This window comes from Pirellulales bacterium (genome assembly GCA_035546535.1).
In the GTDB taxonomy this organism is placed as follows: domain Bacteria; phylum Planctomycetota; class Planctomycetia; order Pirellulales; family JACPPG01; genus JACPPG01.
Genome location: DASZWQ010000083.1, coordinates 1 through 22,733, shown reverse-complemented (window position 1 = coordinate 22,733; position 22,733 = coordinate 1). Strand labels below are relative to the sequence as shown.

The following is a 22,733-nucleotide window of genomic DNA, read 5'->3' as shown; positions in this document are numbered from 1 at the left end:
GGGAAGGGGATGGGTGGTTGATCAGTTGCATGCCAAGAGGGCGCTGCGTTTTTCTTACGGCGATCTGTGGTTGGATTCTCCTGGCCCCACGTGTTGACGCACAGACGCTGCGCGTCGTTACCTACAACATCGATGCCGATACAGGCGGGGCCGCGGGCCAGAGAGGTGGACCCACAGCCGGACCCGGACTGACGACGGTCTTACAGGCGATCGGCGCCGAGAACCTGGCTGGTAACGCCCAGCCGATCGACGTGCTGGCGCTGGAAGAGCTCTACAAGACGCCCACGACCACTCTGCAGTACATCGTCGATCAGCTCAATGCGATCTACGGCGCCGGGACCTACGCCTACGACGCGACGACCGATCCCACGACCGGCAATTCGCTCACGGGCAACGGCCCGAGTGGATTGATTTACAACACGCATACCGTCCAGGACTTGGGCGCGGTGGCCATCGGCCCGGCGAGCAGCTCGGGCGCGCCGCGTGATCCCATGCGCTACGAGTTGGCGCCCGTCGGTTACGGAAGCGCCGCGAACTTTTACCTGTACGTCGATCACGCGAAATCCAGTTCGGATTCCACCGAGGCATCCGACGAAGCTCGACGAAACATCGAGGCGCAGGAAGTACGCGCCGACGCGGCGACTCTCGGTCCGCACGCGCACATCATCTATGCGGGGGATTGGAATCTGAACGGGGCTAGCGAGGCGGCCTATCAAACGCTCGTCGCGCCCGGCGCTGGGCAGGCGTTCGATCCCGTCAACCCGGCCGGCGATTGGTCAGGGGCTTCGAAGTTCGTGGGCATTTTCACCGAAAGTGCGACGGCACTACAGTACCGTGATGATCTGCAATTGATCAGCGGTCCCATGATGAACGAGTATGGCATGCAACAAGTGCCGGGGTCGTATACTGCCTTTGGCAATAATGGTACGACCGCATACCGGCATTCGGTGGCGGCCGCAGGCAACACGGCACTATCGGACCTGCCTAATCAATCGCTCGTGCTCTCGGCCCTGACGACGGCAACTGACCATTTGCCCGTGGTGGCCGACTACACGTTCCTGGGTGTGCCCGGCGACATCAATACCGACGGTATCGTGAACAGCCAGGACCTCGCCTTGGTGTCGAGCGATTGGCTGGTGAGCGGGACAGGCGTAACCGGCGACCTGAATGGCGACGGCATCGTCAATTCCCAGGATCTGGCCATCGTTTCATCGAACTGGGGGGCTACCTCGGATGCCGTATCAACGACCGGAGGAAGCACGAACGCCGCCGCCGTTCCCGAGCCGACAGGGCTCCTGACGTTCGCCTGCGGCGCCGTGATCGCGGCACTGGTGATGCGGTGGCATCGGGGCAAGGTTACTGCGAAATAAAAACGCGCCTGCCGTCCGACATTCGCCGCTGAGTTCCCTGGCCAACGATCAATGCTGGCGTTCGATGGCGAATTCGGCGACCACTTCCAGGACGGCGCGTGCGTCGCTCGCCGGCAGTTGCGCCAGTTCAGCCCGCGCCTGATCGGCGAACCAGCGGGCTTTGTCGCGCGTGTATGCAAGCGCATCCGAGGCGTCGAACCATGGATCGAGCGCTCCAGGGCAGCATGGATCGGCGTCGAGCGCGGCTACGATCTTGCCGCGCTGTGTGGCGTCGGCCTGTGCCAACAGGCGAATCAGCGGCAGGGTCGGCTTGCGCTGTTCCAGGTCCGTACCCAGCGATTTGCCGGTCGTGTCTTCGTCGCCTTGCATATCGAGCAGATCGTCTACGATCTGGAAGGCGATGCCCAGGTAGCGGCCGAAGCGGGCGAGCGACTCTTCCACTGCAGCCTCGGCGCCGGCGTAGTGGGCGCCCAGCCGGCAGCAGCAGGAACAAAGCTCCGCGGTTTTTGCCTCGATGATGTCGAGGTACGCCTGCTCGGAAAGGTCGTAATCTCCACGGCTGGCGATTTGCCGCAATTCCCCTTCGCAGACGATGTTCGTGGCTTTGCCGATCGTCTGGCAGGCGTACGTAGTGCCTAGCGTGCTCGCCAGATAGAAGGAGTGGGTGAACAGATAGTCGCCCAAGAGTACGCTCGATTCGTTACCCCAGCGGGCGTTGATCGTATCGAGATGGCGACGCAAATTGGCCTGATCCAAAACGTCGTCGTGCACCAAGGTTGCCGTGTGGATCATTTCCATCACGGCTGCCAGCACCAGGTGGTCGTGGCAGACCGTGCCGGTGGCCTTCGCGGCCAAGAGCACCAGCGCCGGCCGAAGGCGTTTGCCTCCCAGACGAAAGCTGTGTCGCACGAGCTCGTCGACAAAGGGAAATTTGCTGCGCAGCTCGGCTCGCAAAATTTCTTCAGCTTGAGCCAATTCCCCGGCAATGGGTAGATAGAGGCGCTCGAGTAAAACCTTCTGAGCGCTCCCGGAAACCTCGACCAATCGGCTCATGCCCTTCCTCGATTCGCTGCCATGCGGGCTATCGCTTCCTGACCGTTCGCGGCCATAAGGCCAGACTTCAATGCCGAGACCCTAACCGCGTTTCCACACGCGTTTTAACCGAAGTCGGCCCTCTTCGAAACCGGCATTCGCCGACCGCGGCGGAATCAGGCTTGGCGTCGATAGTGACCGCTCCGGCCTCCTTGCTTTTCCTCCAGACAGATGGCGCCGATTTGCATGCCGCGATCGACGGCCTTGCACATGTCATAAATCGTGAGGGCGGCAATGCTTACCGCGGCCAGCGCCTCCATCTCCACACCGGTGCGGGCCGTCACCCGGGTGGTGGCTTCGATCGCCACCGTTTCTGCATCCGGGAAGCTGAATGCCACTTCCACCGAATCCAATCCCAATGGGTGGCATAGAGGAATGAGGTCGCTTGTGCGCTTGGCGGCCATGATGCCTGCCAGTCGAGCCACCTCCAGCACATCCCCCTTGGCCACGCGGCGGTCGCGAATGAGAGCCAGCGTGTCGCGCGCCATGCGAACCTGGCCGCTGGCCCGCGCCATGCGCGCCGTGACGTCTTTTCCGCCGACGTCGACCATGCGGCTGGCGCCGTCAGCGTCGAAATGTGTCAACTCGGTCATCGCAGAAGGCTCGCTGCCGAAGTCCTGAGCATTGCGCCTCACCCCCTGCGCCCATTGTAAGGCCTGACGAGTGGCCGTCGAGGGCGGAGCCCCGTTCGAACGCGGGGCACTGCCGAGCACAGGACATCATCGCAGCGGTCGGCGCGCAAAAAAAGCGGCTTGCACAAGTGGCAAGCCGCTTTTAAGCAAGAGGGGCAAGGCCGGGGCCGGAATGCCCTGCGTTGCCAAGAGCCGAGTCGTTCAGCTGCCTCTCGTGTTTCCCGATCCGTCGCGGGGGTCTACCGCGACGGGTTTGTTTATTGTGCGGCGAGCGGGACGCCGGTCTGACTTAGACGAGTTCCTTGCGGGCGCCGATCAGCGTGCGGACGCGTTCGGCAAGCAGGGCCACGTCGAACGGCTTCTTGAACGTCTCGTTGATGCTCGAACGATCGAAGCTGTTCGTGTTGCCGTCATCGGGCAACAGGGCGATCAGGATCGTATCCGAGTACTCGGCGTTCCGACGCAGGTTCTGGCAGATCTGCAGGGCTTCGGTGCGGCCGATCGAGAAGTCGACGATGATCGAATCCGGGTGGAAGCTCTCGGCCTGAATGCCGGCTTCGAAACCGCTGGCAGCCACGGCCACGCGGAAGGAACGCTCGGCGGGAAGCTCGCGCTTCAGGTTCTCGATCAGGACCTGATCCTGACCGACGATCAGCACTTTCGCCATCGCTTCGTCTTCGAGGTCGCCCAGCGGCATGCCGTGCTCCTTGAGGAAGCGAATCAAATATTCGCGGGGAATCCGCCGGTCTTGCGAGCCGGGGATGCGGTAGCCCTTCAGCCGGCCGGAATCGAACCATTTGCTGACGGTGCGGGGGGCTACTTTACAGATCTTGGCGACCTGTCCAGTTGTAAAGACCTTCATCGCAAACTCTCCAATTCGTTCACGTTGTTTGGGATCTTCGCTCCTCCGAGACGACCAGGGTCTCGGACGAGCAACAGCCCCTCGCTTGCGCTCAACGGCGGCCTTCTCGCGGTCCTTCGTGCCGGCTGTGGGCAACCAGGCCGCCAGCGGGGCAAGCATCTGGGTCGGGGCTTAACTTGTTTGCTCTTGTGTCGGCTCTGGCTCAGCTCCCTCTGACCGGTGCCTTACTGACTCCGTATCGGCATGCATTGCAATCAGCACGCAGAGAAAATCCGCAATCTAGGGAACACGCGTTCCCATCGCGCCAATGCGGAAGGTCTCTGCTAGCTAAAGGCAAAGCGGCGAACGCTGAGGGGAGAGCCGGCGCACGCGTTTGGCGCATGGGGCCAAGCGGACCAGCAAACAAGGCGTGTCTTGTGGCAGGTTCCCCCCTGCAACTCACCCCGGCAGCACGTACCTCGGCTGAGGCCTCATGTGCCTGATGAGCTATCCGAAAGTAAGTTTCGAGATAAAGACGCTTACGACTTTAAAAACTTTTTCCAATCGTAACGTCCACCCCGATCGTGCCGCTCTTGGCGCGGGCGAAAAGCCGCCGGTCTGCGTCACAATAGCCGGCTGCGACTGCTGTCCCACGGATAGCGCACAAGCGGCCTGTGCCGGTTCTGCCGTGTGGCGCAAAGTTGCCGGCAGCCGCGGTGCAAGCGTGCCAGGCCATAAAAGAGGGGGCTCGATCCGGCGATGACGACGACCTGGACATTTCGTCCGTGGCGATCGTCGACGGCAGCTAGGCGGCCTGCGTCTCGTCGTCGCTAGCCGCCGTGTCGGCTGCCGGCGCTAGCTTGCCCTCGGCCGTGATGTCTTCGAAACGCACGGCCACCCGTTTGGAGACCCCCGACTCTTGCATGGTCACGCCATACAATGTCGAGGCACAGGTCATCGTCTTTTTCGAGTGTGTTACGACGATGAATTGCGTCCAGGCCAGGAATTCCTGCAGCACCCCGATGAAGCGCTCGATATTCGCTTCATCCAGTGCCGCGTCGACTTCGTCCAGTACGCAGAAAGGGCTAGGGCGATATTGGAAAATGGCCAGCAGCAGGGCCACGCAGGTTAGCGTTTTCTCACCACCGCTCAAAAGCGAAATGCTGCGCGGCTCCTTGCCCGGCGGTCGAGCCATGATCTCGATACCGCTTTCCAGCATGTCGGCCCCTTCGTCGATCAGAATGTCGGCCTGTCCGCCGCCGAACAGCTTACGGAACAGGGCCTGAAAGTTGACGCGCACCCGGGCCAGGGTCTCGGCAAAGAGCCGGCGGCTGTCGGCATTGATTCGGTCGATGATTTCGACCAGCGATTGCTTGGCCTCGCTCAGATCGCGATGCTGCGCGGAAAGATGGGCAAAACGCCCCTCAAGCTCTTCGACCTCGGCCAAGGCGTCGAGGTTGACGTTGCCGATATGAGCAATCTTGCGCCGCAATTCCGCGATTTCGGCGTCGATTTCCTCGCGCCGTCGCGTTTCTTCGATCGTTTGCGGCTCCTCGGCGGCGGCCAGATCCAGCCCGTAATCCTCGCGCAGCCGATCGGCCACCGTGGTGCGGGCGTGGCGGATTTCGTGAGTGGCCAGCTCATGTCCGTGCATCTTCTCTTCCAAATCGTGCGCCCGCGCGCGTTGTCGCTGCACGTCGGCCAGGTGCGCGGCACGTTCGGTCCGCTGCGTTTCCTCTCTGGCAGCGAGCGTGGCCAGTTCGGCAAAGGCTCCTTCCTTGTTCAAGTAGAGCAGCGCCAACTCCGATTCTGTATCAAGGAGGACGCGGTCCGAGGCCGTTCGTCGTTCGATGGCGCGCGCCAATTCCGCCGACACCTCGGCCACGGTGCGTCGGCGCTCGCGCTGGTCCTGTTCCAATTGGCGTGCCCGCAGCCGTAGGTTCGCCAGCCGCTCTTCGCTTTTACCAAGTTCGATCTTCACCGTGGCCACGGCGGCTTCGATCGCGGACCGTGCGGCGTCCTCGTCGGCGACCTTTTCGGCCAGCTCCGCGGCGTGCGTCTCCAGTTCCGCCTGCACGGCACGAGATGCGGCGGCGCGCTCGCGAAGCGTTACGAGCGCCGCGTCGATGGTCGCCAGGGTTTCGGCAATCGTCGCCAGGTCGAGCTGCGAACGGCGCTGCTCGTCTGCCAGTTGCGTCGCGCGTTCGCCGGACGCCTTGATCCTGGATTGCAGTTCGCTGCGCTGCGCGACCAGTTGCGATCTCTCGTGCTCGGCTTCGCCACGACGACGATTCGCCGCGTTCAATTCGGCGCCGCACTCTGCGGCCAGGCGCGACTGTTCGGCGAGCGAGGACTCGAAACGCTTGATCTGATCGGCCAGTACCGCCAGCTCGCTCTGGCGCGAGATCAGTCCTGCCGCGGGGGCGCTTGCGCCAAAGGACAGTGTTTCATCCGCGAAACGGGCTTCGCCGGCTAGCGTGATGAAGTTCAACCCGGCGTGCGCGGCCGCCAACGTCGTCGCCCGCTCGAGCGTGTCGACAATCCATGTCCGGCCGAGCAACCGGACTGCCAAGGGAACGAACGGCGCCGAGGTGCGCACGAAATCGTCGGCTCTTCCCAAGACGCCCGTCTGGCCGCGCAAATCGACGTCGCGCGTGGCTGAGCGATGTTCAGGCGCGTCGATCGGCGTGAACGTCACCTGGCTGGGAAATCGCTGCAGGTCCTTTTGCATCGAGAGGATCAGTTCGTCCAGCGTGCTCACCACGATGTGCTGCGCCCGACCACCGAGCGCCACTTCGATGAGCGGCGCCATCTCGAAATTGACTTGCAGAAGCTCGGCCACGACTCCTTGGACGTTCTCGAAGGGCCCGCCCGGTATGCCCGCCCGCTCGAGCACCGTTTTGACGGCTTCGGAGTATCCTTCCCGGCGCCGCTGGAATTCTTCGAGCACGGAGGCCCGTTCGCGGGCGGCGGTCAATTGCTCGCGAACTTGGGCGATCTCTCGTTGCTGCTGGGCTTGTCGCTGCGCAAGACCGGCCGCTTCGTCCCGTGCGGCCTTGATCACCTGGTCTAACTGCGCGATCGACGCCGATAAGGCCGATTCGCCCTCGCGGAATGCGGCTAGATCGGTTTCAAGCGTGTTCCGCGCCGCCTGTAATTCCTGTTGCCGTTGTTCCTCACGTTGCCGGCGGACTCGGGCCGACTCCAGGCGTGCAGTCTGCGAGCTTGTTTCGCTTTCGCATTGAGCCGTCCGGCGCATTTCGGCGAGATACGCGTCGCGCGATGCCTCGCCCTCGCGGCGCAAGGTCGCTAATCGGCTCGTCACATCCGCCAGGCGTCGGTCTTCGGCGCTGGCGTTGGCCGCGACTTGAGCATAATCGCTTTCGGCGGCGGAGAGCTGTGCGGCCGTCTCGTGCAATTGCTGTTCGAGCGAACCGGCGCGCACGTTGACCGCCGACAATTGCCGGCGCAACCGGTCCGCCTCCTTGTCGAGCTCCGCCGTGCGCTGCCGATGATGATCGAGCGCCGCCTCGCGGGTGGCGATGCCCTCGCGGATTTGCGCGCTGCGGGCCTCGGTGGCGCGAATCTTTTCCGCCGTGGCCGCAAGCTGCGTTTCGCCCAGTGCCGCCGCGGTTTCGCTCTGTTGAGCGGCATCGGCCGTTTGATTGCGCTCGAGAGTGAGCGCGAGTAGTTCCCGCTCCATTTCCGCGATGCGGGCACTCAATTGCCGCCAGTCGGCCAGGCCGACGTGCGTCCTCAACTGTTGCAGGCGGTCGGAGTACTCCTTATAGCGCCGAGCCTTGCCGGCTTGCAGCCGCACCTGGCGCAGGCGGTGTTCCACCTCGGCGACGATGTCTCCCAGGCGGAGCAGGTTTTGCTCGACCCGTTCCAGGCGGCGCAGCGACTCGACCTTCTTGGCTTTGAACCGGCTGATGCCGGCGGCCTCTTCGAAGATCAGGCGCCGGTCGCGCGGCGACGATTGCAAGAGCACGTCGACCTTGCCCTGCTCGATCACGCTGTAGGCTTCGGTGGCCACGCCGGTGCCGGAAAACAGCTCGCGAATGTCGCGCAGCCGGCATGGCTGCCGATTGAGCATGTACTCGCCTTCGCCGTTGCGATAGACGCGACGCGTAACGAGCACTTCTGCCGTATCGATCGGCAGCCGGCGCGTGCTGTTGTCGAGCGTCAGGGTGGTTTCGGCGTAGTTGAGCGGCGCGCGGCTGGCCGAACCATTGAAGATGACGTCGGCCATCTCCTTGCCGCGCAGGCTTTTTACGCTCTGTTCGCCAAGCACCCATTTGATGGCGTCCACGACGTTCGACTTGCCGCTGCCATTTGGCCCGACCACGGCCGTGATGCCGGATGGAAAGTCGAAACGGGTCTTGTCGGCGAAGCTTTTGAAGCCGACAAGTTCCAGCGCCTTGAGCATGACAAACTTGGAATGGGTGTGGGAAAGCGATCGCCAGCTCCGAGGTCGATAGCCACGAGCGGTCCATCAGGGCCGCTTGCTGGTCGGCCTCGTCGACTTTCAGGTACGGACCTAGACTCGCCAAGCGCCATGCGCGGTCGGCTCGAGAGCGTCATTCCATTGTACCCAACCACGAGCCCCACGACCGGGCCTTCTTAGCCGAGTTATCCTCCGCAGGCTCGGGCTCTGAGCGGGACGGGCGGTCGGCCGCCTTGCGGTCAAAGGTGGATTTACCACTATCAAAGAGCCCCGGCAGCGGGTTTGCCACCGCCACCCCGGTTGATTCCTCCTGGCCGTCGTTCGCGTCACTGTCGCCGTTGTCGGGCTGTTCGGGATTGGCTCCGGAACGCTCTTCGGCGTCGGTGCTACTGCTCGCAGCCCCGCGATCGTAACGCCGTCCGCCGGTCGGCACGGCGTCGATGGCGAGGCGACCGCTCAGGACTCCCATCGATTTCGCTTGCTGCAGCGCCTGGACGATGTCGGGGTAATTGGCGCCCAGATCGGCCATGGCGCGAATGCAGTCATCCAGCCCGCACGAGACGACTCGTTTCTGGTCCGGCTCGTTAGGAGCGAATCGCGAGATGGTGACCCGATCTTCCTTGCCCGTGAGCATGATCTGATTGCCGGCTTCGATCACGAACGGCGTCGTCAGCTTCTGATCCTGACCAAAGACGACAATTTCGGGCCGATAGCTGCGCGTGACGTGGACCAATTCCGGGCCCATGGTGTCGAGTACGTGATAGCTGAATTGGTCGTTCAGTTTCTGGCCGCGAACAAGCGGATCTTGAGCGTTCATGGCCCACAAGGCGCGGAAGGCGCCATAGCGGGTTTCGTTGCTGGGCATGTCCAGCAGTTCGCGCAGGCCATCGTAAGCGGCCACCTCATCCATCGCGCTCAAGGCCGTCAAGGCATAGGCGCGGAAGGCAGGTACTTCGCGGGCCGCCTCGACGAGGGGTTCGACCGCGTCCTTCTGATCGAGATAGGCCAGGGCCTCGGCAGCGTAGAAGCGAATTTCGGCGTCGCCGGATTGCAGTCCTTTCCGGAGCGTGGCAATGCCGTCCTTGCCGATGGCTTCTAGTTTTAGCGCAGCCGCCGCGGCCGTGATGGGATCGAGCAATTGCCGCTCGAGCAGCACCAGCCGCGCCATCTGCTGACTCGAACTCTCCTTGAGCGCGACCGAGCGGACGACTTGCATGTACCGTTCGACGTTGTCCTTGTAGCGTGGGTGGACGATCAGCTCGACGTGCTGGTCATCCTTGGGATTCGCTACGCCTTTTTTGGTCCCTGCGGTATAGGTGTGGAAGCGATGATTGATTGCCGTGCCGATTTGCGAGCTGATGGGAACGCTGCGATGATCGGGCTTGAGCACCAGCGCCAAGGGGCGCGACTTGTACGCGATACCGCCGCCCAGCACGCGGCCTCGCCCGGACGAAACGTGATTATCGTCCTTGCTGTCGGCTGATGGGTCGACGAGCACGGGGCCCTGACCTTTGGCCAGCAGGCTCCCTTCGCGGACGCTGCCATGTACCACGGCCATTTCGGCCAGCCGCGTTTCCATCAGCCAGCCGCCGCGCAGACTCGTCGTGGCGCTGCGGCTGGGGACGCGCACTTCGATATCGAAATGGTCGCCTTGTTGAATGCCGGGACGCAGGTAGGCCCGCACGAGTACCAACGAAGCCGTGCCCGAGGCCAAGATCTTGTTCGGGTGGTCGACGCCATAGGCCTTCATTTCGGCCAGCAACTCATCGCGTTGCGGCGACGGATCGGGGTCGCTGCCGGTGCCCGGCAAGCCGGTCACCAGGCCCACGGCCTCGACCTTTACCGGGTGCATCCCGAACGGCACGGCGTAATCGCCGACGAGTTTCGTGCGCGGCATATCGACGTCGGGCTCGGGGCTTTGCGAGCGGATAAACGGTCCGCCACAGCCGGCGAGTGCCACAAAAACGACGAGCGACCAGCGTGCAGGCCTCATGCCATTGCGCTCCGTAAACGTAGACACTGGTTTTCTTCACAGCCTGAAATGAGCGCTCGTCAAGCGCACGTCGGCCGAGAGGACCAGCGCCGGCAAATGTCGCGAAAGGAATTGGAGAAAGGTAGTCGGGCGGGGAAGATAGTGGGACGGTGCCGGGGCGTCAAGGCGAGCTTGCGTGCTCGACGGCACATCGCGTCCCTTGCCAGCAAGTACCGTCGATGTCACATCATTGCAACGACTGCTGATAGCGTCCTGGACGTATTGAGTACTGCGAATGACAGACTAAGGAGGGTCGTATCCGCCCGGGTGAAACGGGTGACAGCGGCAGATGCGGCCCACACCGCGGAGCGTGCCGACAAGAACCCCGTGTTTGCGCACGGCGCCGATGAAATAGTGGCTGCAAGTCGGCTCAAAGCGGCATTGCCGGCCGACGATCGGGCTGAGTGTGTATTGATAAACCCGAACCGCCAGAATCAAGGTCTCCGCAGGCAGCCGCAGGATGGCAGTCCAAAGCCCGCTCATGGCGACTCCTTTCGCAGCCGCCGCTCCAATCGCCGCGCGAGTGCGGCCAGCGATCGCTGAAAGGCGGCCAGCTCGGGCTCGCCGCGCGAGTGCGGAATCACCACCATATCTAACGCCGGCAAATCGGGGCGCAACAGCCGAAACGCTTCGCGCAAGAGCCGCTTGTGGCGATTCCGCACCACGGCGTTACCGACGCGGCGCGAAACCGACAATCCTAGTCGCGGGTACGCTTCGTTACCCTCGACCGCATACATGCGGAGCACACCGTCGGCCGCTGAAACCCGCTTCTCGAAGACGCGCGCGAAGTCCTCTCGACTCTTCAAACGGAATTGGGCAGGCAGTTCATGGCCTGGCATCGTTTGCATCGCCAGCCGGAGCGTCTGGGTCGTCATCGTCGAATTCGATCACAAGTTCGCGCGGCGGCGGCGTGGGTACGCGTACAGGCACCCGCGATGGCGGCGTGAGCCGCGCCCACCGCCGCACCATCCGACCACCGAGAATTACCATCACGATCAGCCCGACACCTAATACGATAATCGCCAAGAGCGCCAAAAGCAGCGTAGCACGTGTGGCCGGGTCGAGTTCGGCCACTGGCTCGACCGGCAATTCCGCCGTCTCGACGAAGGCCCACAACAACACCGAGGCAGGCGGCGGACATAAAGCGACCAGCGTTGCGGACCGGCGCACTACCATCGCAATTCGGCCCGCGGGTCGATCGGGCTCTTCTGGCACATGCCGCGAATCTGTTCCATATCCTCCGAGCTAAGTTGCTTGGGCAGGATAATTGCGATTTCCGCATACAGGTCGCCCGGCGTTTTGCCGCTTTTGGCAACACCGTGTCCTTTGATGCGCAGCTTGGTGCCACTGGACGTTTTCGGCGGCACGCGCAGATTGACGGTGCCGCGCGGCGTGGGGACTTCGACTTTTGCTCCCTCGGCCGCTTCCAGCAGGGTGACGGGCACGCGTACGTCCAAATCGTCGCCGCGCCGGCGGAAGAAGGGATGCGGTGCGATATGGATCGTCAGCAGGATGTCGCCGCTTTGGCCGCCGGTCGGGCTTGGCTCACCTTGGCCGCGCAGCCGGATTTTTTTGCCGTCTTCGATCCCGGCCGGAATCTTCACGCTGATCGTGTCGACCTTTCCCGTGGCCCGACGCACGCTGAGCTGGGCCTGGCCGCCGAGCACGGCCGTGTTGAAGGGAACCTCGAGTTCGCTTTCCAAATCGGCGCCGGGCTGAGCCGCGCGACCGCGACGTTGCTTGCCGCGCCCACCCAGGTTGCCGAAGATGCTCGCGAAGCCGCCCCCTTCCTCACCGCCGAAACGGTCGCCGAAGAATTGCGAGAAGTCGACGTTCTCGAAATCCGGACCTCCGGCCGTCGTTCTCCATGGGCCGCCTGGCCCCGCTCCCGCGCCGGCACCCGCCGCGGCGCTCTCGAACGAGCTGCCGTAGCGATCGTACATCTCGCGCTTCTTCGGATCGTTCAGGACATCGAAGGCGCCCTGTACCTCCTGAAATTTTTTCTTCGCGGCCTTGTCGTCGGGATGCAGATCCGGATGGTACTTCCGCGCCAAGCGACGATAAGCTTTTTGAATGTCGTCCTGCGAGGCATCGCGGGCAACTTCGAGTGTCTTGTAGTAGTCCTCGCTCATGCGTATCCGTGGGCTGCCTTGGTCTGAGAGTAATCTCCGCGCCCTGCCGTCCTGGAGGCAGTCGCGCGGCATTGCATTTTATCGCCCACCGGATCGATCCAGCAAGTTGCCGGGATTCTGGTAATATTCCTCTCGCGGAGCAGCGGTCTTATCTCCGCCTGCTTAAGAGAGGCCATGCGATGGCGGCCACCATAACGATCAAGGCGCTCACGATGCCCGCCACTAGCCGCCAATCGAGAATGAAATAGGTGTCGTGAATAACGATATCGACGGCGAACATGCGACGATTCTACCATCGAGCTATTCGACACCCATAAAGCCTACGACAAGGAGATTTCGATGATCAGCGCACGCAATCAGGTCCCTGGTCAGATCACGGCGGTAAAGCTGGGCGCCGTGGCTGCGGAAGTAGTCATTTCTGCCGCCGGGGTCGAGATCGTGGCGGCCATCACGCGGGCCTCGGCCGAGCGGATGAAGTTGGCCGCCGGCGATCGCGTTACAGCCGTGATCAAGGCCTCGGACGTGATGATCGCCAAGGACTAATGCGTCCACAGATTGGATTCCGCAGATTGATTGATGAACTGGGTTCATACGCGCCCGTACTCTATTCCTGAAATCTGTGCCATCTGCGAAATGTGTGGTTGTATTCGTGTTTCCTGTACGGCGCCGAGTGCGTGATCGGCTCATCCGGCATGCGCGGCGGCCGGAGCCCGCTTGGGCGCCGCCTTGGCCATGATCTCGAGGAAGCGCTGCGCCTGCGGCGAGAGAAACTTCCCGCGCCGCGTGACCACGCCATAACGGCGCGTGGGAAAATAGCGCTTCATGGGGATGGCGACGAGTGCTTCTTTGCCGGTCAAGCACAGGCTGGCCACGATCGAAATGCCTAGCCCCAGTTCGACATACTTCTTGATGACTTCCCAGCCGCCAGCTTCGAGCTTTACGTGGTATTTCAGCTTGTGCTTGTGAAAGACGAAGTCGACGACGCGCCACGTGGCTAGGTGCCGCGGCGGCAGGATCAAGGGGTGCGCCGCGACGTCGCGGATGGTCACTTCTTTTTTCTTCGCCAAGGGATGGTCGGTGGCCGTGATCAATATCGGCTCGGCGGCGAACATGTCGCGGTAATCCATTCCTTCGCCTTCCTCGGTCATGGGGCCGACCGCAAAGTCGACCTGGTCGGCCCGCAGCATGGCCACCCCGTCTCGCCCCGTGACGTTGTGCAGCTTTAGTTCGATCGCCGGATAGCGTTCGGCGAATTCCTTGATGAATGGCGGTAGCAGGTACAGCAGCGTTGACTCGCCGGCGGCGATGTCCAGCCGGCCTGCTTCGATGCCGCCGCGCCGCGCGGCAAATTTCTCTCCGAGCGCATCGATCCCTTCCACCAGCGGCAGCGCCAGCTCGTAGAGCGTTTTGCCCTCGGGCGTCAGCGTGATGCGCGGGCCGCGCCGCTCGAAGAGCGCGGTTTTCAATTCGCGCTCGAGCGCCTGAATCTGCAGCGAGACCGTCGGCTGGCTGAGAAACATCCGCTCGGCCGCCTTGGAAACGCTACCGGCTTGTGCCGCGAAACAGAAGCTGCGCAGCTGCGGCAAACGGCTTCCCTTGTAGGCGTGCGTCAGGCGTCGGCTGGGCATGGGAGCAAGACTCCGCAGATCATTGAAAGGGTTAATGATCAGTATTTGATTGATTGTAACAATTCAATCTATTGACACAATTACTTTCCCAAATAATAGCTCACGCCGTACCATCGTGACAGAAGTGGGCCGCTTGGGGCAGCGAATGGTTCGCGTTCCGGGCAGTCCCGCAGGTCAAGCGTGGACGGAACCACGCGCCTCGAGAACTTCCGCGCCACCGCCGCCCCAACGCAAAGGGAACGTTCCATGTGTTCGATGATGCTCGCCCGCCCACGCCTCGCGGCCGCCCTGGTGACGGCCCCCGTAACGCCCGCATTCGCCGAGATCCTGACGCCGCAAGCTTTGGAATTCGTGGCCCGGCTGCACCGCCGCTTCAATGGTCGCCGCCGCGAGCTCTTGGCCCGGCGCCGCCAGTTGCAAGAGCGGTTGGACGCCGGCTACGTGCCGGATTTCCTTCCGCAGACGCGCGGCATTCGCGAAAGCGAGTGGCGGGTCGTGGACGTTCCCGCCGATTTGCAGGACCGTCGCGTCGAGATCACTGGTCCTGTCGACCGCAAGATGGTCATCAATGCCCTCAATTCGGGCGCGCGGATGTACATGGCCGATTTCGAGGATTCGCACGCCCCGACGTGGGAAGCGACGATCCAGGGCCAGATCAATCTGCGCGACGCCGTGCGCGGCACGATCGAACTAGTGACGCCGGAAGGGAAAGAGTACCGCCTGAATCGTGACACGGCGACGCTGCTGGTCCGCCCGCGCGGCTGGCACCTGGTTGAGAAGCACGTGTTGGTCGACGGTCAGCCGGTTTCGGCGTCGCTCTTTGATTTCGCGCTTTTCGCCTACCACAACGCGACGCAGTTGATCGAAAAAGGCTCCGGCCCCTACTTCTATCTGCCGAAGATGGAAAACCATCTCGAAGCCCGGCTGTGGAACGAGGTGTTCGTGGCCGCGGAAGAAGAGCTCGGCCTGCCGCGCAGCACGATCCGCGCTACGGTGCTGATCGAGACGATTCTGGCCGCTTTCGAAATGGACGAAATCCTGTGGGAGCTGCGCGACCATTGCGTGGGTCTCAACTGCGGCCGCTGGGACTACATCTTCAGCTTCATCAAGAAGTTCCGCGCCCGAGGCGATTACGTGCTGCCGGATCGGGCGCTGGTGACCATGGCCACGCACTTCCTGCGCAGCTATTCGCAACTATTGATCAAGACGTGCCATCGTCGTGGCGCGTTTGCGATGGGGGGAATGGCCGCGCAGATTCCGATCAAAGGGGACACCGCGGCCAACGAAGCGGCGCTCGAAAAAGTACGCCAGGACAAGCTGCGCGAAGTGACCGATGGGCACGACGGCACTTGGGTGGCCCATCCGGCGCTCGTGGCCGTGGCGCTTGAGGTGTTCGACAAGCACATGCCCACGCCGAACCAGGTACACATCCGCCGCGACGATGTGCGTGTCACGGCGGCCGATTTGCTGCAGGTACCCACGGGCCCGATTACCGAGGCCGGTTTGCGGGTGAACGTGAACGTGGGGCTGTTGTACCTGGAATCGTGGCTGCGCGGGCAAGGCTGCGTGCCGATTTACAACCTGATGGAGGACGCCGCCACGGCCGAGATTTGCCGCACGCAGATCTGGCAATGGATTCGCCACCCGCGCGGGGTGCTCAGCGACGGCCGCCGGGTCACGCTCGACCTGTTCCGCCAGGTGCTGGCCGAAGAGTTGCAGAAGATCCGCGGCTCGGTAGGTGACGCGGCCTTCGAGCAAGGCAAATACGAGCGCGCCGCAGAGCTGATGGACGAGATCGTGGCGAACGACGAGTTCGTCGAGTTTCTGACGTTGCCGGCCTACGACGAGTTGTCATGAGCCGCCGCTACTTTCACGAGTTCAAAGAGAATGTTGATCACCGATTTGTAACGCATCGCCACACCTAAAGGATTTCTGGGGAGTTTGAGATGATTCGCCGTGCTTGCCCGTCGATCGGAGAGTTGAAGGAGCGTTGGGATACGGACCCGCGCTGGGAAGGGATTTGCCGTGAGTACACGGCCGAGGAAGTGGCGCGGCTGCGCGGCAGCGTACACGTCGAACACAGTCTTGCCCGGATGGGGGCCGAGCGGCTGTGGGAACTTTTGCAATCCGAGCCTTACGTTCACGCGCTGGGGGCGCTGACCGGCAATCAGGCTTTGGAAATGGCCGAAGCCGGCTTGCAGGCGATTTATCTCAGCGGCTGGCAGGTCGCGGCCGACGCGAATAACGCCGGCCAGATGTATCCGGATCAGAGCCTGTATCCGGCCGACAGCGTGCCGAACGTGGTGCGCAAGATCAATAACGCCTTCCGCCGGGCCGACCAGATTCAGCACGCCGAGGGACGCGCAGACAAGAATTATTTCTTGCCGATCGTGGCTGACGCCGAAGCCGGCTTCGGCGGCGCGCTCAACGCCTTCGAGCTGATGAAGGGCATGATCGAAGCCGGCGCCGCGGCCGTGCATTTCGAAGATCAACTGGCCAGCGAAAAGAAATGCGGTCACCTGGGCGGCAAGGTATTGGTGCCGACGTCGCACTTCATTCGCACCCTGACCACCGCGCGCCTGGCGGCCGACATTCTCGACGTGCCGACGGTGTTGATCGCCCGTACCGACGCCGACGCGGCACGCCTGGTCACCAGCGACATCGACGCGCGCGACCAGCGATTTTTGACCGGCGAGCGGACGGCCGAAGGGTTTTACCGGATGACCGGCGGCCTGGAAGTGGCCATCGATCGGGCCATTTCCTACGCTCCCTATGCGGACTTGATCTGGTGTGAGACCTCGCATCCCGATCTGGAGGAAGCCCGAACGTTTGCCGAGGCCGTTCACGAACGCTTCCCCGGCAAGATGCTGGCCTACAACTGCTCGCCGAGCTTCAACTGGAAGCGCAAGCTGGACGACGCCTCGATTGCTCGTTTCCAGCGCGAGCTGGGGGCAATGGGATACCGCTTCCAGTTCATCACGCTGGCCGGATTCCACGCTCTGAACCTGTCCATGTACGAGCTGGCTCGCGGCTATCGCGATCATGGCATGACGGCCTACGCCGCGCTACAAGAGCGCGAGTTCGCCTGCGAGGCCGAAGGGGATTACCGGGCGACCAAGCATCAACGCTTCGTCGGCACCGGCTACTTCGACCAGGTCACGCAGTGCGTCTCGCGCGGCGAGGCATCGACCACGGCCCTGACCGGCTCGACGGAAGAAGCCCAATTCCACCCGGCGGACGCGCACCGCGGCCACGCAAACGGTGCGGCCCCGCACCGCGCGACGGTCTGTGCGGCCGAAGGTGAGGCGGCCACGGTCGGCCAGGAGCGGAATAACATCTGGGCCACCGACTGAGAAACTAAGGCGGCAGGGTTTTTCGGAACGCCACGCTGGCCTCAGGTGGTGCCTTGGTGCTTGAGCGAGCCACCAAGCGCCGCCTGAGGCGGTTTTTTTCATGGCCGCTCGCAAAAGGATCGTCACGCCCGCCTTTTGTGCTGCGGGCGTCCCGCCTGCCCGCCGACGTCCCGTGCCGCGCGAAGTACTGGACAGAGCGGGCGAACTCGCAGGCGTGACGCCTGCACCACAATGATCGAGCGGACAAATTCGCAGGCGGGACGCCTGCACCACAATAATCCTCTTGATGATTCGTCACCGAGTTGGCATTTACGCTGCCTTCGGCGTCATCCGGCTGATGCGCACGTGATTATCAAAATGCGCCGTGACCAATTGCACGCCGTCGCGATGCAGGTCCATGTCGCGGGCGGTATTCGGCAAGGCGAAGCGGAAGAATTCCTTGTCCTGGTCCGACTTGAAGAACAGGAACAGCGGATTGGTGCCACCGCAGCCGGCGATCAGGTAGCCGTCGGGGTGATAGACGATGCGCCAGGCGATCGACTTGGCGTCGGGCGCGTGCGAAATACGCGGCTTCGCCGATTCCCAGTCGAATTCCATCACGAGTGGATCCTGCACGGCACCTAGCGGATTGGTCGCCTTGTGCAAGCCTGAGCAGGCCAGGCTTTTGCCGTCGGGCGAAAGGGCCATGCTGCGCACACCGCCGTAATCTACCGCCTGCCCCTTTTCGTACGTGTGTAGCTCCTTGGCATCGAAGCTCCGCATGAGCTTGCCGCTTGTGACTTCCCACTGGTGGACCTGGCCCATGAGATCGCCGGAGAGCAGCCACTGGCCGCCTGGATGAAAGAGCACGCTGAAGACGTTGCCCGTGTGGCCTGAAAGCGTTTGGACTAGAGCGCCGTCGGCGGCGTTCCACAGTTTGACCAGGTTGTCGTTGCCACAACTGGCGATGCGCGATCCGTCGGGACTGACCGCCAGGCCGCGCAGCCAGCCGGTGTGCGCCTCAATCGTGCGGGCGGGCGCGGGGGCATCGGCCATGGCCGGCCAGAAGATCAAGCGCCCCTCGTAGCCGCCGGTGTAGAGCGTTTGCCCATCGGGCGAAAAAGCGAGCGCGCGGACCCAGCTCTCATGTCCGGCGAGCGAGACGTTCGCGCCGCTGGTAACCTCCCAACGCTGCACGGTGTTGTCCTGGGCGCTCGCAAAGGCGAATCGCCCGGTCGGGTCGAAGCGGCACGAGATGAAGGGGCTCGTGTATTTCCACTCGACCGCTACGTGCGTTTGCGCGGGATCGGCCTTGGGCGCTTGCGCGGCGTCGCTCATACGAGCAACTCCTTGATGGCGCTGGCCGCCGGGTCGGCCATGGGCATCGAACGGCCGCCGACGTCGAAGCTTTCCGACGGATCAAGCCCCACGGCGCTCAGATAGGTGTGGAAAAGCTGCGCGTGGTCGACCTGGTGCTCGACCACTTCGGTGCCGTTGGCGTTGGTTTTTCCAAAGGCGCCGCCGCGCTGCACGCCGCATCCGCCCAAGAGGACGCTCCAGGCGGCCGACCAATGATCGCGGCCGTAAAAATGGTTGATCCGCGGCGTCCGGCCGAACTCGGCCAGCACCACGATCAACGTGCTATCAAGCATGCCCCGATCGGCCAGGTCAGCCACGAGCGCGGCGAACGAGCGATCGAATTCGCCGAGTTGTTCCAGGTGGAAATCGAAGTTTTCGTTGTGCGTGTCGTAGTTCGAGTGCGTGACCTGGACGAACGTCGCGCCCCCGGACAATAGTCGCCGGGCGAGCAGACAGTGCCGGCCCAGGTCGTACGTTCCGTAACGCTCGAGATCGGCGGCCGGCTCTTTGCTGACATCGAACAGGTCGCGCTCGCCCATGAGCCGCTGCGCTTGTTCATAGCTGTAGGTGTAGGCGTCCGTGAGCGCCGTGCGACGGCGCGACAGGAAGCGCTCGTCCGCCAGACGGCGCAGGCGATTACGTTCTTCATCCGCGGCGGCCGAAAGAGAGCCGTCGCGGGCGCTGTTGGCGGGCGGATTGCCATTGCCGAGCACGATGCTCGCGTAGCGCGGACCGAGATACGCGGCGTCGTCCGATCGTCCGCCGCCTCCGCCCGGTGAAATGCGAATATGGCCAGGAATGGCGCTTTCGTCGGGAGCCAGGGCCTTGGCCGTGACGGCACCCAGCGTCGGGTAATCGGCGGCGGGCGTCTGGCGACGGCCGGTCGTCATCATGTAGCCCCCCTTGCCGTGATCGTCTTCTTTGGTGTTCACGCCGCGCACGATCATCAGGTGCTGCATCTGTTTGGCGATATTGGGAAGCAGCTCGGAGATGTGGACGCCGGGGACCGAGGTCGGAATCGCGCGGAACGGTCCGCCCGTGTCGGTCTTGGGCTTGGGATCCCAGCTTTCCAACTGGCTGAGGCCGCCGGCCATGTAGAAGCAGAGGATGCGTTTCTGGTTCTTGGCCAGTTGCTCGGCCGCGGCGGGACGCACGGCGGCGCCCAGTCCGCCCACGAAAAGTCCACTGCTGGCGGCCACTTGCCCCAGGAAGCGACGCCGCGCGAGCAAATGCTCGGGCGAATGGCAGGCATAGTCGCAGCGCATCAGGGTATCCTCCCTCGTTAGTGGTTAAAGCGGAACTCGGCCGAGCAAAACAGCGCCCAGGCGAGTTCTTGAACGGCGGCCGCCCGATCTGCCGTGTGAGCCTCGAGAAACCTTGCGACCTCGGCGGTCTCTTGATCGGAGGGCGCGCGGGTGAGCACGCTCAAGTACAATTCCGCAGCCGCTTGCTGCGGATCGGCGAGTTTCGTCACGCGGTCGGTGAGATTGCCTTCGGCCGGCGCGAGCCATGAACGGACTTCGCCGCCGTTGGCCAGGAACAGCGCCTGGTCGACGGTGGCCGAGTAGACTTGTTGCGGCTGGCCGGCCGCAGCGGCGAAGCGTGCGACGAATGCCTGCACCGCTCCTTTGAGCTTCTCGCTTAGCGCACGGTCGATCTCGCGAGACCGCGCGGCCTGGGCCGCTTCATCCGGCGTCGGATGGTTCTTGTTCCATTCGGCCTCGACCGCCGCGCGCACTCGATCGACCACGCCTGCGGCCTGCATCATGCTCCAGGCCAACTGCTCGGGCGAGAGCGGCTTTAACACCGCGACGGCACAGCGAACGCCGCTACGATCGACCAGTTTGCGCTGTGCCGTGTCGGCGCTGGCCAGGTCCGCATTGAGTTTCTGATGAGCGGCGGCCGCGGCTTGTTCGGCCGAAGCGGATTGTTCGACGAGTTTCGTCCGCTGCGCCGTCAGTGCGTCGACGGCCGATTGGGCGGCGGACGCTTGTTCGGCGGCGACTTTGGCGGCGCTGTCGCGATCGCTCACCTCGGCATCGGCCATTTTCAGGCTCGCCGCCAGCTCGTCCGCTTTGCGCTCGAGCGACTGCACGGCGGCCGCCAGCTCAGGCGAGTCGGGCAGCTTTTGCCGCGCGATCTGCGTCTTGGCGACGGCTTCGGCTACCGCGTCGTACGTTGCTTTGCGCTCGCCTTGTGTTTGGCGCGCTTCGGTGGCGGCAGCGCTTGCCGCCGCGGCCGCTTGTTGGGCGGCTTTGAAGACCTGAGTCGCGCGATCGATATCGGCTTGCATGCCGGCGATCGCCTGGCGCGCCGAAGTTAGCTCGGCGTCGGCTTTCATGGTCGCGGCGCGGCCGGCTTGCACCGAGTCGTTCGCTCGCGACAGCTCGACGACACTGCGGGCATCGTCCATCTTGCTGGTGAAGGCGGCGAGCGCCGTACGGTCGGCGCGGGTTTGTGCGTCGGCCGTTTTGGCTTGAGCCGTGAGTTCGGCAACGCGTGCTTGGAGGGGTTCGAATTTGCTGGTCGCCCCGGCCAATGCCTGGTCAGCGGCCACGAGCGCTTCGGCTGTCGTTTTGACCGCGGCCGGACCTTCGGCTACGGCCTGAGTGAGCTTCGCGACCTCGGCGGTCAACTGTTCGGCGCGGGCTTTGAGTTTTGCTGCCGCGTCGGCCAGTTCCTTGTCGTCGGGAAGTTTCGCCGCAGCCTCGGCCGTCTTGGCATTGGCCGCCGAGACCAGTTGCGATGCCTCCTCGCGACCCGGAAGCGATTGCTGTGCGGCGGCAAACGTAGCGGTGGCCGTTTCGGCGTTCTTCTTGGCTTCCGCAGCAGTCGCGCGGGCTTTGGCTAACTCGTCGGCGACCGGCGCGGCGTTAGTCCGCGCTGCCGACAGTTGGCCGCCGATCTTGTGCGATGTTTCTTGCGATGCATCGAGCACGGCGGCCAACCGCACTCGCTCTGCTTCCCATGTCGCCAATTGCGGCTCGAGCTGCGGGCCGCGCGCCGGCATGTCGGGGGACAGATCCATGGACCGGGCATAGGTTCGCGTGCGCGCGAGCTCGGCCAGCATTGCCCGAACGTCGTATTTCATCGCCCGGAACGAGTCGGCCACCAGCGTAAGGACCGCAGGGTTCGACGGAGGATTGCCGTCGTGGTGCAAGTCGACCGGATCGACCAGGCCCCGTCCCATCAAGAGTGCCCACAGCCGATTGGCGATCGCCCGGTCGAAATATGCATTCGGTTTTGCCGACAACTGCTGCGCCAGTTGAGCGCGGCGGCTGTACTTGGGTACGGGACGAACATTGTCGGCCGGCGCAACGACGTATTCTTCTCCCTTGTTGAACGCCGGCTCGGGCACCGCTTCGCCGCCGGGAAGCTGCGGCAGTGCGACCCCTTTGCGCGTGGCATCGAAGACCGACACGTACGACACGTCGCCGTCAGCCTTTTCGGCGAAGAAGACCTTTTTGTCTTTGTCCGTGAAGAGCAGGCTGCGATTGAAGAATGCGTACAGCCCTTGATAGTCGGCCTGGTAATAGTCGGCGATCAGCGGATGGTCGTGACACTGCGCGCATTGCAGGTCCATGCCAAAGAAGATGCGGCCGATGTCGCGCGTCAGCAGATTCGCTTCCCCTTCACGATCGAGGTAAAAGCGGGCCGGCGCGCGGGCGGCGGGATCGACACCATCGGCCGAGAGTATCTCCTGCACGATTTTGTCGTACGGCTTGTTCGCGGCGAACGATTCGTACAGGTACTTCTGCCATTCGGCAATCGGAACGTTTTTCTCCGGCCGCCGTTCCATCAGTGCCACGTCGAACACGCCCGCCATGTGTCGTGCGTACTCGGGACTGGCGAGCAGCCGATCGATGAG

Annotated in this window: 17 protein-coding genes; 4 read left to right on the top strand and 13 right to left on the bottom strand. The window is 63.3% G+C overall.

Features of this window, described 5'->3' with window-relative positions:
• The first annotated feature begins 29 nt into the window (after nucleotides 1–29).
• Nucleotides 30–1,370, top strand: a complete 1,341-nt coding sequence (locus tag VHD36_10700; protein HVU87780.1) for a dockerin type I domain-containing protein — start codon at nucleotides 30–32, stop codon at nucleotides 1,368–1,370.
• A gap of 48 nt (nucleotides 1,371–1,418) precedes the next feature.
• Here VHD36_10700 and VHD36_10695 read toward each other — a convergent pair whose 3' ends face one another.
• From VHD36_10695 to VHD36_10655, 9 genes are all read right to left on the bottom strand, one after another.
• Nucleotides 1,419–2,423, bottom strand: a complete 1,005-nt coding sequence (locus VHD36_10695; GenBank protein HVU87779.1) for a polyprenyl synthetase family protein — start codon at nucleotides 2,421–2,423, stop codon at nucleotides 1,419–1,421.
• Between the two features lie 155 nt (nucleotides 2,424–2,578).
• Nucleotides 2,579–3,055 carry a cyclic pyranopterin monophosphate synthase MoaC gene (moaC, locus tag VHD36_10690; protein HVU87778.1) on the bottom strand — a complete coding sequence of 159 codons (477 nt, stop codon included), beginning with the start codon at nucleotides 3,053–3,055 and terminating at the stop codon, nucleotides 2,579–2,581.
• A 328-nt stretch (nucleotides 3,056–3,383) separates the two neighbouring features.
• Nucleotides 3,384–4,115: a helix-turn-helix domain-containing protein gene (locus VHD36_10685; protein ID HVU87777.1), complete on the bottom strand. Its 732-nt coding sequence runs from the start codon at nucleotides 4,113–4,115 to the stop codon at nucleotides 3,384–3,386.
• Nucleotides 4,116–4,740: 625 nt separating this feature from the next.
• Complete coding sequence (gene smc, locus VHD36_10680; GenBank protein ID HVU87776.1) at nucleotides 4,741–8,364, bottom strand: chromosome segregation protein SMC; 3,624 nt, start codon at nucleotides 8,362–8,364, stop codon at nucleotides 4,741–4,743.
• 151 nt (nucleotides 8,365–8,515) lie between these two features.
• On the bottom strand, nucleotides 8,516–10,375 hold the full coding sequence (locus tag VHD36_10675) for a flagellar basal body P-ring protein FlgI (protein ID HVU87775.1): 1,860 nt from the start codon (nucleotides 10,373–10,375) through the stop codon (nucleotides 8,516–8,518).
• 282 nt (nucleotides 10,376–10,657) lie between these two features.
• Nucleotides 10,658–10,897, bottom strand: coding sequence for a membrane protein insertion efficiency factor YidD (yidD, locus tag VHD36_10670; GenBank protein ID HVU87774.1), 240 nt, complete (start codon nucleotides 10,895–10,897; stop codon nucleotides 10,658–10,660).
• Nucleotides 10,894–11,289, bottom strand: a complete 396-nt coding sequence (rnpA, locus tag VHD36_10665) for a ribonuclease P protein component (protein HVU87773.1) — start codon at nucleotides 11,287–11,289, stop codon at nucleotides 10,894–10,896. Before rnpA ends, yidD begins: the two co-directional genes overlap by 4 nt.
• Nucleotides 11,240–11,590, bottom strand: a complete 351-nt coding sequence (locus VHD36_10660) for a hypothetical protein (protein ID HVU87772.1) — start codon at nucleotides 11,588–11,590, stop codon at nucleotides 11,240–11,242. The genes rnpA and VHD36_10660 overlap by 50 nt, the downstream gene beginning before the upstream one ends.
• Nucleotides 11,584–12,546: a DnaJ C-terminal domain-containing protein gene (locus VHD36_10655; protein ID HVU87771.1), complete on the bottom strand. Its 963-nt coding sequence runs from the start codon at nucleotides 12,544–12,546 to the stop codon at nucleotides 11,584–11,586. Before VHD36_10655 ends, VHD36_10660 begins: the two co-directional genes overlap by 7 nt.
• 339 nt (nucleotides 12,547–12,885) lie before the next feature.
• Here VHD36_10655 and VHD36_10650 point away from each other — a divergent pair, with 339 nt between their 5' ends.
• Nucleotides 12,886–13,089: a TOBE domain-containing protein gene (locus tag VHD36_10650; protein ID HVU87770.1), complete on the top strand. Its 204-nt coding sequence runs from the start codon at nucleotides 12,886–12,888 to the stop codon at nucleotides 13,087–13,089.
• A gap of 140 nt (nucleotides 13,090–13,229) precedes the next feature.
• Here VHD36_10650 and VHD36_10645 read toward each other — a convergent pair whose 3' ends face one another.
• Entirely contained in the window at nucleotides 13,230–14,174 is a 945-nt protein-coding gene (locus VHD36_10645) for a LysR family transcriptional regulator (GenBank protein ID HVU87769.1), read from the bottom strand.
• Between the two features lie 246 nt (nucleotides 14,175–14,420).
• On the opposite strand from VHD36_10645, the gene aceB reads away from it, so the two are divergent.
• Both aceB and aceA read left to right on the top strand, forming a co-directional pair.
• Complete coding sequence (gene aceB, locus VHD36_10640; protein ID HVU87768.1) at nucleotides 14,421–16,031, top strand: malate synthase A; 1,611 nt, start codon at nucleotides 14,421–14,423, stop codon at nucleotides 16,029–16,031.
• A gap of 89 nt (nucleotides 16,032–16,120) precedes the next feature.
• Complete coding sequence (gene aceA, locus VHD36_10635) at nucleotides 16,121–17,527, top strand: isocitrate lyase (protein HVU87767.1); 1,407 nt, start codon at nucleotides 16,121–16,123, stop codon at nucleotides 17,525–17,527.
• A 309-nt stretch (nucleotides 17,528–17,836) separates the two neighbouring features.
• On the opposite strand, the gene VHD36_10630 is transcribed toward aceA, so the two are convergent.
• The 3 genes from VHD36_10630 to VHD36_10620 form a co-directional block, all read right to left on the bottom strand.
• Entirely contained in the window at nucleotides 17,837–18,844 is a 1,008-nt protein-coding gene (locus VHD36_10630) for a WD40 repeat domain-containing protein (protein HVU87766.1), read from the bottom strand.
• On the bottom strand, nucleotides 18,841–20,130 hold the full coding sequence (locus VHD36_10625) for a DUF1501 domain-containing protein (GenBank protein ID HVU87765.1): 1,290 nt from the start codon (nucleotides 20,128–20,130) through the stop codon (nucleotides 18,841–18,843). Before VHD36_10625 ends, VHD36_10630 begins: the two co-directional genes overlap by 4 nt.
• A 17-nt stretch (nucleotides 20,131–20,147) precedes the next feature.
• On the bottom strand, nucleotides 20,148–22,733 hold a 2,586-nt coding region (locus VHD36_10620; GenBank protein ID HVU87764.1), incomplete at its 5' end, for a DUF1553 domain-containing protein.